This is a genomic window from Nocardia niwae NBRC 108934 = DSM 45340 (assembly GCF_001613465.1).
Taxonomy (GTDB): Bacteria; Actinomycetota; Actinomycetes; order Mycobacteriales; family Mycobacteriaceae; genus Nocardia; species Nocardia niwae.
The window spans coordinates 1-14646 of record NZ_BDCK01000035.1 but is presented as its reverse complement, the minus strand read 5'-3'; the positions used below and the strand labels follow the sequence as shown (position 1 = coordinate 14646).

General features: G+C 68.3%; 18 protein-coding genes and 1 pseudogene. 15 read left to right on the top strand and 4 right to left on the bottom strand.

The genetic code is table 11. The annotated features are described in order from the left end of the window. The first annotated feature begins 43 nt into the window (after positions 1-43). The 8 genes from NNI01S_RS24750 to NNI01S_RS24715 all read left to right on the top strand — a co-directional run bounded on the left by NNI01S_RS24750 (position 44) and on the right by NNI01S_RS24715 (position 7205). Positions 44-949, top strand: a complete 906-nt coding sequence (locus NNI01S_RS24750) for a LysR family transcriptional regulator (protein WP_063022542.1) — start codon at positions 44-46, stop codon at positions 947-949. Positions 950-1100: 151 nt separating this feature from the next. Further along, positions 1101-2162, top strand: a complete 1062-nt coding sequence (locus tag NNI01S_RS24745; RefSeq protein WP_039796813.1) for a PhoH family protein — start codon at positions 1101-1103, stop codon at positions 2160-2162. A gap of 62 nt (positions 2163-2224) precedes the next feature. After that, a complete protein-coding gene (ybeY, locus tag NNI01S_RS24740) occupies positions 2225-2779 on the top strand; it encodes an rRNA maturation RNase YbeY (RefSeq protein ID WP_063022541.1) in 555 nt (184 codons plus the stop codon). Then, positions 2776-4140, top strand: coding sequence for a hemolysin family protein (locus NNI01S_RS24735; RefSeq protein WP_063022540.1), 1365 nt, complete (start codon positions 2776-2778; stop codon positions 4138-4140). Before ybeY ends, NNI01S_RS24735 begins: the two co-directional genes overlap by 4 nt. Further along, positions 4137-4523 carry a cytidine deaminase-like protein gene (locus tag NNI01S_RS24730; protein WP_063022539.1) on the top strand — a complete coding sequence of 129 codons (387 nt, stop codon included), beginning with the start codon at positions 4137-4139 and terminating at the stop codon, positions 4521-4523. Before NNI01S_RS24735 ends, NNI01S_RS24730 begins: the two co-directional genes overlap by 4 nt. After that, on the top strand, positions 4516-5433 hold the full coding sequence (era, locus tag NNI01S_RS24725; protein WP_063022538.1) for a GTPase Era: 918 nt from the start codon (positions 4516-4518) through the stop codon (positions 5431-5433). The genes NNI01S_RS24730 and era overlap by 8 nt, the downstream gene beginning before the upstream one ends. A gap of 283 nt (positions 5434-5716) precedes the next feature. After that, positions 5717-6493, top strand: a complete 777-nt coding sequence (locus NNI01S_RS24720) for an SGNH/GDSL hydrolase family protein (RefSeq protein WP_245676357.1) — start codon at positions 5717-5719, stop codon at positions 6491-6493. A 25-nt stretch (positions 6494-6518) separates the two neighbouring features. Then, positions 6519-7205 (top strand): MFS transporter, encoded by a 687-nt coding sequence (locus NNI01S_RS24715; protein WP_174554490.1) that lies wholly within the window; start codon positions 6519-6521, stop codon positions 7203-7205. A gap of 4 nt (positions 7206-7209) precedes the next feature. On the opposite strand, the gene NNI01S_RS24710 is transcribed toward NNI01S_RS24715, so the two are convergent. From NNI01S_RS24710 to NNI01S_RS36155, 3 genes and pseudogenes are all read right to left on the bottom strand, one after another. Next, positions 7210-8637: an amidase gene (locus NNI01S_RS24710; RefSeq protein ID WP_063022535.1), complete on the bottom strand. Its 1428-nt coding sequence runs from the start codon at positions 8635-8637 to the stop codon at positions 7210-7212. 117 nt (positions 8638-8754) lie between these two features. Then, on the bottom strand, positions 8755-9216 hold the full coding sequence (locus NNI01S_RS24705) for a hypothetical protein (protein WP_157114956.1): 462 nt from the start codon (positions 9214-9216) through the stop codon (positions 8755-8757). Between the two features lie 67 nt (positions 9217-9283). Then, a pseudogene (locus NNI01S_RS36155) lies at positions 9284-9514 on the bottom strand (Hsp70 family protein); the annotation flags it as partial. Between the two features lie 199 nt (positions 9515-9713). Between NNI01S_RS36155 and NNI01S_RS24700 the strand changes: the two are divergent. Beyond that, positions 9714-10454: an MSMEG_1198 family transcriptional regulator gene (locus NNI01S_RS24700; protein ID WP_063022580.1), complete on the top strand. Its 741-nt coding sequence runs from the start codon at positions 9714-9716 to the stop codon at positions 10452-10454. A gap of 35 nt (positions 10455-10489) precedes the next feature. On the opposite strand, the gene NNI01S_RS34735 is transcribed toward NNI01S_RS24700, so the two are convergent. Next, positions 10490-10912: a hypothetical protein gene (locus NNI01S_RS34735; RefSeq protein WP_157114955.1), complete on the bottom strand. Its 423-nt coding sequence runs from the start codon at positions 10910-10912 to the stop codon at positions 10490-10492. Positions 10913-11443: 531 nt separating this feature from the next. On the opposite strand from NNI01S_RS34735, the gene NNI01S_RS34730 reads away from it, so the two are divergent. From NNI01S_RS34730 to NNI01S_RS24670, 6 genes are all read left to right on the top strand, one after another. Beyond that, on the top strand, positions 11444-11710 hold the full coding sequence (locus NNI01S_RS34730) for a hypothetical protein (protein ID WP_157114954.1): 267 nt from the start codon (positions 11444-11446) through the stop codon (positions 11708-11710). Between the two features lie 91 nt (positions 11711-11801). After that, positions 11802-12668, top strand: coding sequence for an alpha/beta fold hydrolase (locus NNI01S_RS24690; RefSeq protein ID WP_063022532.1), 867 nt, complete (start codon positions 11802-11804; stop codon positions 12666-12668). After that, positions 12655-13260 (top strand): TetR/AcrR family transcriptional regulator, encoded by a 606-nt coding sequence (locus NNI01S_RS24685; RefSeq protein WP_063022531.1) that lies wholly within the window; start codon positions 12655-12657, stop codon positions 13258-13260. The genes NNI01S_RS24690 and NNI01S_RS24685 overlap by 14 nt, the downstream gene beginning before the upstream one ends. 108 nt (positions 13261-13368) lie before the next feature. Beyond that, positions 13369-13773, top strand: a complete 405-nt coding sequence (locus tag NNI01S_RS24680) for a hypothetical protein (RefSeq protein WP_157114953.1) — start codon at positions 13369-13371, stop codon at positions 13771-13773. Next, positions 13770-13970, top strand: coding sequence for a DUF6186 family protein (locus NNI01S_RS24675; RefSeq protein WP_063022529.1), 201 nt, complete (start codon positions 13770-13772; stop codon positions 13968-13970). The genes NNI01S_RS24680 and NNI01S_RS24675 overlap by 4 nt, the downstream gene beginning before the upstream one ends. Before the next feature lie 151 nt (positions 13971-14121). Continuing rightward, a complete protein-coding gene (locus NNI01S_RS24670) occupies positions 14122-14475 on the top strand; it encodes a zinc ribbon domain-containing protein (protein WP_218019256.1) in 354 nt (117 codons plus the stop codon). The last annotated feature ends 171 nt before the right edge of the window (positions 14476-14646 follow it).

The following is a 14646-nucleotide window of genomic DNA, read 5'->3' as shown; positions in this document are numbered from 1 at the left end:
ATGGATAGGAAGTTGATTCTCTGAGCGCATAAAGGGAGGTCTGATGGTGCTGGGGGAGGATCTGGAGTGGTTCACGACACTCGCCGAACTGGAGCGGGTCGGGGCGGCGGCGGATCGGTTGCACCTCGCGCAGCCGACCCTGTCGCGCATGCTGGCCCGATTGGAGCGCAGGGTGGGTGTCGAACTGTTCGACCGGCACGGCAAGCGGATCACCCTCAACGAGTACGGCCGGATCTACTACGAGCACGCCCGCCGCGCGCAATCGGAGCTGGACGCCGCGAAGCAGGCGCTCGCCGATCGGGCCAACCCGGCCGGGGGCGTCGTGCGGCTGTCGTTCCAGCACTCGTTCGGCGGCTCGCTGGTACCGCAACTGATCAGTGGTTTCCGGCGCGTCTCGGGACGGATCACCGTCAACCTGTGGCAGGGGGCGGCCGCGGCGGTGACCGAGCGGGTGCTCGCCGGCGAAGCCGATCTGGGCATCGTCTCGCCCCGTCCCGCCGTCGCGGGTGTCGGCTGGCGCGCCGTGCTGCGCCAGCCGCTGGTTCTTGCGGTGCCGCCGGAACACCGATTGGCCGGGCGGCGGCAGGTCCGGCTCGCGGAGGTGGCCGACGCGGAGTTCGTCACCATGCACCACGGGTTCGGGATGCGGCGCATCTTCGACGAACTGTGCGCCGCCGCGGACATCCGGCCGCGCATCGCGTTCGAATCGAGTGATCTGGTCACCGTCGCCGGGCTGGTGTCGGCCGGTCTGGGCGTGGCGATCCTGCCGCAGGAAGACCCGCTGTCGGCGGGGCCGCTGTCCGGCCCGGTGAAGGTGCCGCTGGCGGACGCGGGCGCCGCTCGCGCGGTCGGGCTGGTCTGGCCTGCCGCGACGACGCCGCCGGACGCGGTCCGGCGCTTCCGTGACTTCGCCGAGGATTGGGCGCGGCGGCGTGGGGGAATTCCGTGAGGGCCGGTTCTGCCCGCGGCTTATTCACTGGGCGGTGTCGGTGGGGCGCGTTAAACTTTTCTCAATACAGCAGTCGAGACCGGAAAGCAGGCTATAGCCACTTTTGAGAACACAAGGCGAGATCGGCGACCCGTCCACCCCAGCGGCAGGCATCGGCGCCGGCGACAACGGTTCGGGTCCCGCAGCGCGCACCGTGCGCTCGAGCATCGAACTCGCTCCAGAATCCGTGTTCCCCTTCCTCGGTTCGGCCGACCAGAACCTTCGTGAACTGGAAACGCTGCTCGACGCGGACATTCACGTCCGCGGCAACTCCGTGACGCTCACCGGCAAGGCGGCCGACGTCGCGCTCGCCGAGCGGGTGATCGAGCAGCTGGTCGCGCTCACCGGTCGCAACCGCGTGGTGACTCCGGAAGCGGTGCGGCACACCGTCTCGATGCTCACCGAGGGCTCCAGCGAGTCGCCCGCGGAGGTGCTCAGCCTGGACATCCTGTCCCGGCGCGGCAAGACCATCCGGCCCAAGACGCTGAACCAGAAGCGCTACGTCGACGCGATCGACGCCAACACCATCGTGTTCGGCATCGGCCCCGCCGGTACCGGCAAGACCTATCTGGCGATGGCGAAGGCGGTCCAGGCGCTGCAGACCAAGCAGGTCAACCGGATCATCCTCACCCGTCCGGCGGTCGAGGCGGGGGAGCGGCTCGGCTTCCTGCCCGGCACGCTGAACGAGAAGATCGATCCGTACCTGCGGCCGCTGTACGACGCGCTGCACGACATGATGGATCCGGAGGCCATTCCCAAGTTGATGGCGGCCGGTGTCATCGAGGTCGCGCCGCTGGCCTACATGCGCGGGCGCACGCTGAACGACTCGTTCATCATCCTCGACGAGGCGCAGAACACCACCGCCGAGCAGATGAAGATGTTCCTCACCCGCCTCGGTTTCGGCTCGAAGATAGTGGTCACCGGTGACGTGACCCAGGTCGATCTGCCCACCGGCGCGCGCTCCGGCCTGCGTGCCGCCAGCGAGATCCTCACCGAGATCGAAGACATCCACTTCGCGGAACTCACCAGCAGCGACGTGGTTCGCCACCGGCTGGTGTCGGACATCGTCGACGCCTACGACCGCTTCGAAGCGCAGTCGCGCCCGCAGGTCGCCCCGCATTACGGCGGTAACCGCGCGCAGCGCCGCGCGGCGAGCCGGTCGGACCGGCGATAACTCGTCTCGCCGGGCGGGGCTCCGCTCCGCCGCCGCGATCGCCGGGATCGTAGGCTGTTCGGGTGAGCATCGAGATCGCCAACGAGTCGGGTATCGACGTACCCGAAGAAGAGCTGGTCAGCGTCGCACGATTCGTGATCGCCCGGATGGACGTCCACCCGGCCGCGGAGCTGTCGATGGTGCTCGTCGATCTCGACACCATGGCCGACCTGCACATGCGCTGGATGGACCTACCCGGCCCGACCGACGTCATGTCCTTCCCGATGGACGAGCTCGAGCCGGGTGGCCGGCCCGACAGCCCGGAACCCGGCCCGTCCATGCTCGGCGATATCGTGCTGTGCCCGGAGTTCGCCGCCGGACAGGCGCGCAAGGCGGGGCACTCCCTCGATCACGAACTCGCCCTGCTCACCGTGCACGGGGTTCTGCACCTGCTCGGCTACGACCATGCCGAGCCGGAGGAGGAGAAGGAGATGTTCGCGCTGCAGGCCCGGCTGCTTGAGGAGTGGTACGAGAGCCTGCGGGAGGCTCGGCGGCGCGCCGAACTGGCCGAGCGCGACGCGCGGTTGCTGGGTAAGGCGGGCTTCACCACACCGGGTGAGTCCTCGGGTTCCGCGTGAATTCCCTGACCCTCGTCCTGCTCGCGGTCCTGCTCATCTTCGTGGGTGGGGTGTTCGCCGGGGTGGATTCCGCCCTGAACACGATCTCGCCCGCCCGCGTGGACGACATGGTGCGCGCCGACCGGCCCGGCGCCGTGCGGCTGAGCCGGGTCGTCGACGACCGGGCGCGCTACGTGAATCTCATGGTGCTGCTGCGCATCCTGTGCGAGATCGGCGCCACGGTGTTGCTGGCGGCCGGGCTGATGACGGTCTGGGGGAGGAACTGGGCGCTGCTGATCACCGCGCTGGTGATGGTGCTGGTCTCCTACGTGGTGATCGGCGTCGGCCCGCGCACACTGGGCAGGCAGCACGCGTACTCCATCTCGCTGGCCGCAGCCTTGCCGTTGCAGTTCATCGGCGCGCTGCTCGGGCCGCTGAGCAGACTGCTGATTCTCATCGGTAACGCGATCACCCCGGGTAAGGGTTTCCGCAACGGCCCCTTCGCTTCCGAGATCGAGTTGCGCGAGGTGGTCGAGATGGCCAGCGAGCGCGGGGTGGTCGCCGACGACGAGCGGCGCATGATCCAGTCGGTCTTCGAGCTCGGCGACACACCGGCGCGCGCGGTGATGGTGCCGCGCACGGAGATGGTCTGGATCGAAGCGGACAAGACGGCGGCACAGGCGATGTCGCTGGCGGTGCGTTCCGGGCATTCGCGGATTCCGGTGATCGGCGAGAACGTCGACGACATCCTCGGCGTGGTCTATCTGAAGGACCTGGTGCCGTTCGCCGAGCGCAGCCGCAAGGTGCGGGTGCGGGAGGTGATGCGGCCCGCGGTGTTCATGCCCGATTCCAAGCCGCTGGACAGCTTGCTGGACGAGATGCAGCGCAGGCGCAACCATATGGCGTTGCTGGTGGACGAGTACGGCGGCATCGCGGGACTGGTGACCATCGAGGATGTGCTCGAGGAAATCGTCGGTGAGATCGCCGACGAGTACGACACCGACGAGACCCCGCCCATCGAGGATCTCGGCGACGGCCGCTACCGCGTGTCGGCTCGGCTGCCGGTGGAGCATCTCGGGGAGCTGTACGGGCTGGAGATCGACGAGGAGGACGTCGATACCGTCGGCGGACTCCTCGCACACGAGCTGGGCCGGGTGCCGCTGCCGGGATCGAAGATCGAGGCGCACGGGCTGGTGCTGCGCGGCGAGGGCGGACCGGACGCGCGCGGGCGGATGCGGGTGAACACCGTGGTGGTGCGCAAAGCGCGCGAGAAGGTCCCCACCGGGAAGGCCAACGGGGACAATCCCAATGGCAAGCGCAAGGCCAACGGATCGGAGCGGGAGATCCCCGCCGATCGCGACGAGGACGGAGACAGCGAATGACCGAACTGGACGCCGAGGACAACAAGCTGGTGGTGCTGGCCCGTGGCGCGCTCGGCCGCACCGGCGGGGCGAGCGGGGCGGCGATCCGGGACACCGACGGACGCACCTACGCCGCGGGTGAGGTCACGCTGACCGCGCTGCGGCTGACGGCGTTGCAGGCGGCCGTGGCCGCGGCGTTGTCCAGCGGCGCCGAAGGTTTCGAGGCGGCCGTCGTGGTCGGCGGGCGGTTGTCCGACTTCGGTGTGACCGCGGTGCGGGAGGTGTCGGCGGAGGCGCGGATCATCTTCACCGATCGCGATGGCGCGGTGTTCGAGGTCGTCGACGACTCCGCCGACGCGGCCGACGCGGTGAGCGCCGATTCCGGCGAGGTCCGCGGTGGCTGACGCGCAGGAGAAGGGCGAATTCCGTTCGGGATTCGTGTGTTTCGTCGGTCGTCCGAATACCGGCAAGTCGACGCTCACCAACGCGCTGGTCGGCGCGAAGATCGCGATCACCTCTTCGCGTCCGCAGACGACCAGGCATACGATTCGCGGCATCGTGCACCGCGAGCACGCGCAGTTGATCCTGGTCGACACCCCGGGCTTGCACCGCCCGCGCACCTTGCTCGGCCAGCGGCTCAACGATCTTGTGCGCGATACGTATTCGGAAGTCGACGTGATCGCGCTGTGCATCCCCGCCGACGAGAAGATCGGGCCGGGCGACCGCTGGATCGTGCAGCAGGTCAAGCAGATGGCGCCGAAGACGACGCTGCTCGGGGTGGTCACCAAGATCGACAAGGTGAGCCGCGACCAGGTCGCCGAGCAGTTGCTCGCTGCCTCCCAGCTCCTGGGCCCCGAGGCCGATGTGGTGCCGGTGTCGGCGGTCAAGGGTGAGCAGGTCGAGGTGCTCGTCGACGTCATCGCCTCGAAGATGCCGGAGGGCCCGGCGTTCTACCCCGACGGCGAGCTCACCGACGAGCCCGAGGAAACGCTGATGGCCGAGCTGATTCGCGAGGCCGCGCTCGAGGGTGTCCGCGACGAACTGCCGCACTCGCTGGCCGTCGTCATCGAGGAGGTCCTGCCCTACGAGGAGCGCGAGGACATGCTCGATGTCCACGCGCTGCTTTATGTCGAGCGCCCCAGCCAGAAGGCCATCGTCATCGGCAAGGGCGGCTCCCGGCTGAAAGAGGTCGGCACCAACGCCCGCAAACAGATCGAACACATCCTCGGCACCCGGATCTACCTGAATTTGCACGTGAAGGTCGCCAAGGATTGGCAGCGGGACCCGAAACAGCTGGGCAAATTGGGCTTCTGAGCGGTTTCAGCGCTCGCTCCGGAGGTCTCGCCCGCGGTCGGTTCATAGAACAAGAGCACAACCGCGAAGAATGCGGCGTGGCTGTCCGGTGCGTCGCCGGGAGCGAAGTAGTTCGTCGCGCCGATGTCCGGCAACGCGTCGGCCGAGGACGTTTCCCGGTCTCGCAGCCCGTGCAGATCACGACGCTGCCGGGTATCCGCGGATGCGCTCGGGGCCCATCCGGTCGGCGGACGTCGGAGACCGGACCTCCGAGTTGGGGCAGCCGGATCTCCCCGTCCGCACCGTGGCAGCAGACGGTCACATAACGGTGCGGCAGCCCGCGCACCGGTTGAGAAAGAATACGGTCGACCGTATATTCTCGTGCATGGAACACATCTTCACGGAGGCGACCGACCCGTTCTGTCTGAATCGGGCGGATGCCGTGGCATTGCTGGCTGGGGCGCCGTGGGGTAGGTATGCCGTTGTCGGCGACAGCCTTTCGGCGGGGGTCGGCGATCCGACTCCGGGTTATCGAGATCAGGGCTGGTCGGACCGGCTTGCGGCGATCTTGCTGGCGGTCCGGCCGGATCTGGAGTACCTCAATGTCTCCCAGGTCGGGGCGACTACCGCGCAGACGCTCGAGAATCAGGCCGATCGTCTGGTCGAATTCGGCCCGGACCTCCTCCACGTGCCGTGCGGGGCGAATGACATCGCGCGCCGCAAACCGGATTTCGGTGAGATCGAGCGAACGCTTCGGCGGATGTACGACCTGGCGAAGGGGACCGGCGCCTTGCTGACCACTTTCACGCTGGGCAGGGCGTATGTCGTCCCGGCCTTCCCCGACTGGCCGGAGCGGATCACCGCGATCAACGAGATCGTGCGCGGGCTGGCCGCCGAATACGGCGCCCTAGTGGTGGACATGTGGGACCACCCGGTCAACGACCGCGACAACCTGGTCAGTGCGGATCGCATCCACTTCTCGACCTCGGGTCAGGCCGTGATGGCGGCCGAAATGGTCAAGACGCTCGCTGGGGCCCTCGGGCGGACCCCGACGAATGAGGTCTTTCATCGTGGCAAGTAGTCAGCAATCAGCCGACCGACCGGTAATGGCAGTGGAAGCCGGCGCGATTCCGTGGACGGCGATATCGGTCGTCTTGGCCGCACTGTTCATGGCGGTCCTCGACTCGTTCATCGTCGTGGTCGCCGACCCCTCGATCGTGGCGGACCTGCACGCGTCCGCAGGCGATGTCCAGTGGGTTCTGGCACCGAACGCGGGCAGCCTCATCGCCGCGCGCGTCGTCCAGGGCCTGGGAGCCGCCTTCATGGTTCCCCAGGTGTTCGCGTACGTCGCGGTGCTGGTGCCTGCGGTGAAGCGACACAGCGTCTACGGCGTGATCGGAATCGTCATGGGTCTGGCCACCATCGGCGGACAGGTGGCACCTGCCGCAGAGCGGCTCGGCTGCCGGACAATCCCGAAGTACGGGCGACGTGTCCTCGAGGTGGGGGCGATCATCATGGCGAGCGGGTACCTGGCGACCGGCCTCTTGCTGGTGTCCGGCCCGCGGATCACTCCGCTGCTGGTGATTCCCTCCCTCGTTCTGCAGAGCGTCGGTGGCGGACTGGTCAGCACGCCGGCGCTCAACACGGTGCTGAGCTACGTCGAACCGGAGTCGGTCGGTGTCGCGTCCGGGGCCTTGTCCACGGCCCAGCAGTGTGGCGGAGCGCTGGGCGTCGCTGTGATCGCGGGCGTCGTCGTCTTCCTGCTGCCGAAGCGGTCGGCGGCTCAGGTCTGAGTGGTTACCACCACGGCGTCGGCCGGTGGCGCTGCCAGTTCAGTTCGGATTCGAGTTGGGCGGCCAGCGAGATCAGCAGGGGTTCCGAGTCGGCGGTGCCCATCAACTGGGCGCCGACCGGGAGGCCGGCGTCGGTGAAACCGGCGGGGACGTTGATGCTCGGCCAGCCGAGGACGTTCCAGGGCCAGGTGTAAGGGCACGCGGCGGTGATGAGGTTGTTGGTGGCGTTGACGCCGATGCCGTCGATCTCCTCGGCGCGCGGCGGCGGAGTGGCGGTGGTGGGGGCGAGGACGACGTCGTAATCGTGGAAGAAGCGGCCGATCCGGTTGTGCAGCAGTGGTTCCAGATGGCGTGCCCCGTAGAGGGCGGGCCCGTCGAGCACGCGTCCGATCCGGGCGTTGGCGGTGGTGCGTGGATCGACCTTCAGTCCGGGCATCCGGTGGTGGACCCGCCGGATGCCCGCGAGCGAACGCGGCAGGAACGAGGCGCCGATCAGGATGCCGTAATGCAGGTCGGCCACGGTCACGGTGTGCCCGAGCGCGCGCAGCGTATCGGCGGTGCGGCGTACCGCTTGCTCGACCTCGGGGTCCAGCGCCGTTCTGGTCGCGGTGAAGGGGATGCGCAGTGAGAGGGCGATCCGCAGTCTCCCCGGGTCCCGGCCGACAGCGTCCGACGCGGTGATCGGTTCCGGAGTGTGCAGGTCTCCTCGGTGCGGGCCGGCCGCCGCGTCCAGCAGCAGCGCCGCGTCCGCGACGGTGCGCGCCAGCGGCCCGTTGACGGTGAGTCCGTAGAACGCTTCGGCCTCCGGCCAGGTGGAGATTCGTCCCCGCTGCGGCTTGATGCCGACCAGGTTCGTCCACGCGGCGGGAATGCGGATCGAGCCCGCGCCGTCGGAACCGAGAGCGGCCGGAACCAGTCCGGCCGCGACGGCCGCCGACGCTCCGCCGGAGGATCCGCCCGGCGTGCGGGCACGGTCCCAGGGGTTGCGGGTGTGGCCGAACCACGCGGCGCTGGTGAACGGCCACTGCCCGAGTTCGCACGTGTTGGTCTTGCCGACGATCACCGCGCCCGCGGCACGCAGGCGCCGCACGGATTCCGCGTCCTCGGTCTTGGGTGCGAAGTCGCCGCCGCAGCCGAACGCGGTCGGCTCTCCGGCGACATCCGTGTCGTCCTTCACCGCGACGGGCACGCCGAGCAGCGGCAACCGTTCGCCCGCGGCCAGCCGCCGGTCGGCCTCGGCGGCCTCGGCCAGCGCCCGCTCGCGGCGCACGATACGGAAAGCGTTGAGTGTGCTCTGTGCCGCGTCGATCCGGTCCAGCGCGCCACCGACCGCCGCGGTCGAGGTAATCGTGCCGCTCGCGATCGCGGCCGCCGATTCGGCCAGCCCCAGCTCCTGCGTCCCGGAAACGTGGGCAGGATCGGACACCGTCATGTGAGCTCCGTCTCGTCGTGGTGTACCAGACGGTAGCGCTAACTTGGTCAAACGTCCATATCGCTGATCGGGAATCGGCGGCAGGGCCCGTCGGTCGGCCGAACGCCGGAGCTCGGGTCAGCGAATGTGCTTGCACTCGCCATAGGGCACCCCCTGGGTGAGATCGGGACGACCGAACATCCGGCCGACCAGCGCGTTGAACGCCGTCACCGACAGCCGGTCCGCGTCGTTGCAGAGGAAGTCGTTCTTGGTGCCCGAGACATTCTCGGACTTCAGCGATTTCGCCCACTTCTGGGGAGTTCCGCCGCACCCGACGTGCACCTGGTAGTCCCCACCCTGGTCCAGCTCGAAGGAGTAGTCGACCTTGGAGTGACCGCCGAGCCGGACCGGAATCTTGGTCTGCGCCCATCCCGATTTCGACGACTTGGCCTGAACCCACACCCCTACCGGAGCGGCGCTGTTGATGCAGCCGATCGTGCCGCTCACGGTGGTCGGCCCGGCGGAGGCGCTCGGCGGACCCAGGGCGAGGAACGCCGCTGAGGCGGAGACCAGTACGGCCGTCCGGAGAGACTTGCGCATCATTCGAACCTTTCGATAGAGGTGGCGGTTTGGGCCGACTCCGATCGGGCCGAGCGAGCCGCGACGAGGCCAGCCCGGCCGCGGTCGGCTCGTTCACCACGCGCAGCACCTTGAGTCCGCCGATCGTGCCCGCATCCCGCGTCGCCCGGCGGCGGGCGTCGTCGAAGAACGCCGGGACCGTGATCACCGCGTCGGTGACCTGCCCCTGCCCGAGGACGAGTTCGGCGTCTTCCTTCAACCGTTTGAGGTCGTCGGAAGTGACGAATCGCCATTCCGGGTTGCCCATCTGCCGTTTGACGAACTCTCGTGGTTGCGTTCGTATGGTGGACGATCGGTACAGTCGCTGGCGGCAGCGCTCGGTGCCGGATCGGTGCCGGAATGCGCGCATCCGGGTGGACAGGCAAGTTCTCGCCTCGATGGAGTGGCTACGAAACCTACTGGTTCGAAAGACGTTCGACGTCTTGCCGACGCGGATCGGCAGCGATGAAGATCGCGCTATGGAACCGAGCTTACGAGTACTCGTCGCCTCGCCACTGGGCAAAATCATCGCGCCCACACTGTCGCAATATTTTCCGGCATCGACGGTCGCGGTCGCCTCCGATGTCGACGAGGTGCGCAGTCAAATCGTGGGACGTTTTCGGTTCGATGTGGTCATCTCGGATCTGATCTGGAACAAGCCCGAAATGGAATACCGTTTCGACGGTTTGGACGTCCTCGACTTGCTCCGGGACACCAAACGGCAGAGCGAGGTTCTGCTCGCCGCTCAGGGCCACAGCATGGAAAGCGATCACCTCGACGAGGCCCGGCTGCGCGCGGCCGAGATCGCCGAGTTCTACGACAAGTCATCCGGCGTGCCCGCGTTGCTCGAGGCCATCCAGCGCGCCGCGACCGGCCGAAGTGCGCAGATCGCGCCGCCGCAGCAGGGGCCGCCCGCCCTGTGCGCGCTGTTCACCGAGCAGCGTGGCGAGACCGCGGGCCGGCTGGCCGGTGCGATCGCGGCCAAATCGGCATGGGACTACAACTCCCTCGCGCAAGTCGCCCGGGTCGGTCTGAACACCGCGAACAAGGCGACCAATACCTATATCGGGCCGATCATCCTGGCGCGCAAGGAACTGCCGGAGGGTACGCCGTTGACCCAGGGCGCGGTCTTCCGCTGGTGCGGTGAGCACGCGCATTACCTGATCAGCTGGTGCCGCCGGAACGGGCATGCCGATGTCCTCGGTCCGCGCTTCACCTGACGGCGCGATCCGGCCCTGGCGTTCGTGATTCGGCATCAGCGCCCGGCCCCGCGCGTCAATACTTCCGCATGCCCGTTCCGGCGGCACCAGCTCACCAGATAGCGCGCGTGTAATCCGCGCCAGCGGTAGACGACGGCGGGCGTGATCTCTCCGGAAGAATCGCTTTCACCGCGCTGGACCCACAAGGCGATCATCGACGTCGGATCTGGCATTCCGGACGGCATTGCGGGCCCGTAATAGCCGGGCGCCGAGGCATTTTCACCGATGCTTGCCGCGGTGGGACGCGCGACTGCAAGATCTTGCTCGGCAGGGCGCTGCCGCGGGCACAAGCCGTGCCGGGAAATCGTGGGCAGATATCGCTGCCATTCGTGGCGGTGATCGGCTCGCTGCCGCTGAAAGTGGACATCCGGAGACGGGCTCGCGCGCTTCGCGTTCCCGTGGTCATGGCGACCGACCACGGCGACAACTCCTTCGTGGACGTGGAGCGCTACGACCTGGAACCGGACTATCCGCTCCTGCGCGGCCGGGCCGGCGATCTGACCCGCCTGACGGCGGCCGAGTTGCGCGATCCCTCCCGCCGGATCCAGCTGGGGCCTGGCCGTACGCATGATCGCCCGCGGCAGCGGATTGTCGTCGGGCCGGTACCGAGTGGATCTCGACACCCTGTTGCCTGGCACGCGGGCGGGTACGCACGGGCGGTGGAACGAATCGGGTGCGGCGGAGTTCCGCGCGATGCTGGGCTTTCTCGAGTACTCACGGATCGGCAAGATCTTGCCGACAACGATTCGGATCGGGCCGAAAAGGACCTCGGTGCGGTGGCGGGCGGTCAGACCTGGCACGGCATCCGGATTCCGGTCGGCTCGATCCGAGTCGGATGCTTGGCTGGCGAGGTGCGATGCGCCGACTGTCAGCAATCCAATCGCAACGGCTCCGCGTTCTGTGGGCGCTGTGGGGTGCGCGCCCGCCGGCGGCGGCTCGGAAACGAGACGGTGACCACTGCGAAAGCGGTGGAGAACCTGCGTTCCTCGCTCAGCGACCTACTCGACCGGATCAGTCGGTGCGACATCGAACTCGCGGACCGGCAACTGGTCGAGGAGACGACGCGGCGGGCGGCGGCCGAGGCGGCGAAAGAGCGGCCGAACCGGATCGTTCTCACCGGCGGTCTGCACACGGTGGGTGAGTCGGTGGCGGGCGTCGCTTCTCTCGCGACGGCGGTGATGGCGTCGAAAGACGCGGTCAGAGCGGTCTTCAGCTGATCCGCGTCGGCCGGTTGCGTGCCGCGCGCACTAGACATACATACCGTATGTATGTAACAGTGGGTTGGAACTGCTAACTCCGGGAGGACCCATGGCAACCAGCACTGCACTCGGCCGCACCCACGAAGTGGACCTGCCCGGCGGCCGCATTCGCTATCACGAGACGGGAGAGGGCGCTCCGGTCGTTTTCGTCCACGGTCTGCTCGTCAACGCGGACATCTGGCGCAAAGTGGTGCCCACGATCGCCGCAGCCGGATACCGCTGCCTGGCGCCGGACTGGCCGCTCGGCTCGCACGAGATCCCGGTCCCCGACGCGGAGCTGACCCCGGCCGGGGTCGCCGATCTCATCGCCGCGTTCCTCGAACACCTCGACCTCACCGACGTCACCCTGGTGGCGAACGACACCGGCGGAGCGATCACCCAGGTGTTGCTGACCCGGGACCGGTCCCGCGTCGGTCGCGTCGTCCTCGTCTCGGTGGACAGCTACGAAAGCTTCCTGCCGCAGCCGTTCACCGCGTTGCCCTTGCTGGCGAAGATCCCGGGGTCGCTGCGCCCCCTCACCGAGGCGCTGCGTATCCGGGCGCTGCACCGCCTTCCGCTGGCGTTCGGCTGGGTCACCAAACGGCCTGTCCCGCCCGAGATCGTCGACTCCTACCTGCTGCCGAGCCGCAACTCCGCCGCTATCCGCAAAGACCTGCGGCGGTTCCTGAAGTCGGCGCATCGCCGCTACACCTTGGAAGCCGCCTGCCACTTCGCCGACGTCGACATCCCGGTACTGCTGGCCTGGGCGCGGGAGGACCGGCTGTTCCCGCTGTCGTTCGCCGAACGCCTGGCCCACGACCTGCAGAACGCGCAGTTGAAGCTCATCGACGACTCCTACACGTTCGTGCCGGAGGACCAGCCCGAGTTGCTCGCCCAATCGATTCTGGAGTTCACTCGGCTGCATGCCACGCCGTAGCCAGGAAGACCGCTCTCGCGCAACCAGGGCCGCGCTCGAACAGGCGGGACGCCGCCTGTTCACCGAGCGCGGCTTCGCGGGAACCTCCGCCGAGGAACTGGTCACCGAGGCGGGCGTCACCCGGGGCGCGCTGCACCACCATTACGGCGACAAACGCGGGCTGTTCCTCGCGGTGCTGGAGCAGATCGAGGTCGAGATCACCGGGGAGATCGAAAACGCCATAGCCGCGGTCGATTCCGCGGACGTGATGGCGGGAATGGCGGCGGGGCTCGGGCTGTTCCTGGAGATCTGCCAGCGCCCCGCGATGCTGCGGATCGCCCTCACCGACGCCCCCGCCGTGCTCGGCTGGCAGGCTTGGCGCGAATTCGAATCCGCGCACGGGCTCGGCTTGATCACCACCCAACTCGAGCGCGCCCGCGACGCCGGATTGATCGCGGACGCCCCCGTTCCCGTACTGGCCCAGCTCGTCGTCAGCGTGATCAGCGAGGCCGCCCTGATCGTCGCGCACGCAGAGGACACCGACCTCGCCCGCGCGCAGACCCAGCAATCGGTCCTGCTGCTCATCTCCGGGCTCCTGCGCGCCGACGGCTGAGACGCGCCGGGCCGCTCCGCGGCGATCGGAGCCTCGGCCTCGCTCGACGAATCCGTAGCTGGTCGCTGCCTGCATCGATACGACGTCCTCTGGTCTTATCCTGCGCATGTGACAGAGCAATCGGCGCGTCGACTCCGGTCGCGCGTGATACCGCTGACCGTGGGGCTGGTGCTCGCGGCGGCCGGTGCCGCGACCCGGCCGTTCAGCTGGCCGGCGACCGCGCTGGTGGCGGTGGCGGCGCTGGGCGCGATGGTGCTGACGTTGCGCGGGCGAATCGTGCGGTTTCCGCGTACCGCCCGGCTCGGACGCGGCCTGGCGATGTGGTCGGCGTTGCTGGTCGCGGCGTCCGCATGGGAGGTCTACGCCCTCCTGCGCCAGCCCGCCCTGAATCGGCCGAGCCACGAGCACCCCACCTTGTCCACGCTGCTGGATCCGGCGCTGGAACAGTGGCCGCTGCGGTTCGCCGGATGGCTGGTGTGGCTGGCCGCCGGGTGGTGGCTGGTGTCGAGATGAGCGATCGGGCCGTCGTCCTGCTCGGGTTCGCCCTGATCCTGGCGGCCGCGCTCGTCGCGGTGGTGCTGACGCGGCTGCGCCGCGATTCGGTCGCTCCCTTGGGGGAGACGATCACCTACCTGACCGGCACCCGGACGACGAGAATCCTCGCCGTGCTCGTGTGGGCCTGGCTCGGCTGGCACTTCCTGGCCCGGTGAGGCTCGGCCTGGGGCCATTCGAATAGATAGCCACTCGTTAACTGAAGCTGTCGTCGGCTCGATCTACTACTGTGACCGACATCAAGTTCTCTATCGCCGGGGGTTTCACATGCTGATCTGGGGCTGGCAGAGGCGTCTCCACACGCTCGCCATGATCACCTTGCTCTGCGGCCGCTGCGGCAATCCCGCCGCACACGCGCTGCGCAAGCTCGTCACCAAATTCACCCTCTTCTTCATCCCGCTGTTCCCGCTCAGCACCAAGCACCATCTGGAATGCACTTGGTGCGGCGCGGCGTCACCGATCGCCGCGCAGCAACTCTCCGACCTCCTCGCCCGCGCCAACGCCGAGTCCATGGGCGCTGCCCCTTATCAGCAGTCCGGCCCCCATGCGCAGTGGCCGCAACAGCCCGCTCCCAACTTCCAGCAGCCCGCCCTCGGCGCGCCCAACACCCAGTGGCCGCAACAGCCCGGCCCCCAGGCGCCCGACGCGAACCGGCAGCGCTGACCCGAACTCGCCGCCCGGCGGCCGCGCAACAACCGGGTCGACCCGCACGCCTGCCCCGACCTCGGAACACAACGCGCTCAGCGCACCTCAACTCCCGGTTTCGAGCGAAGCGAGACCGAGCTTGTTCCGTTCGCGGCTGGGTTCGGGTTTGTGTGGTCGTCGAGTTCGCGA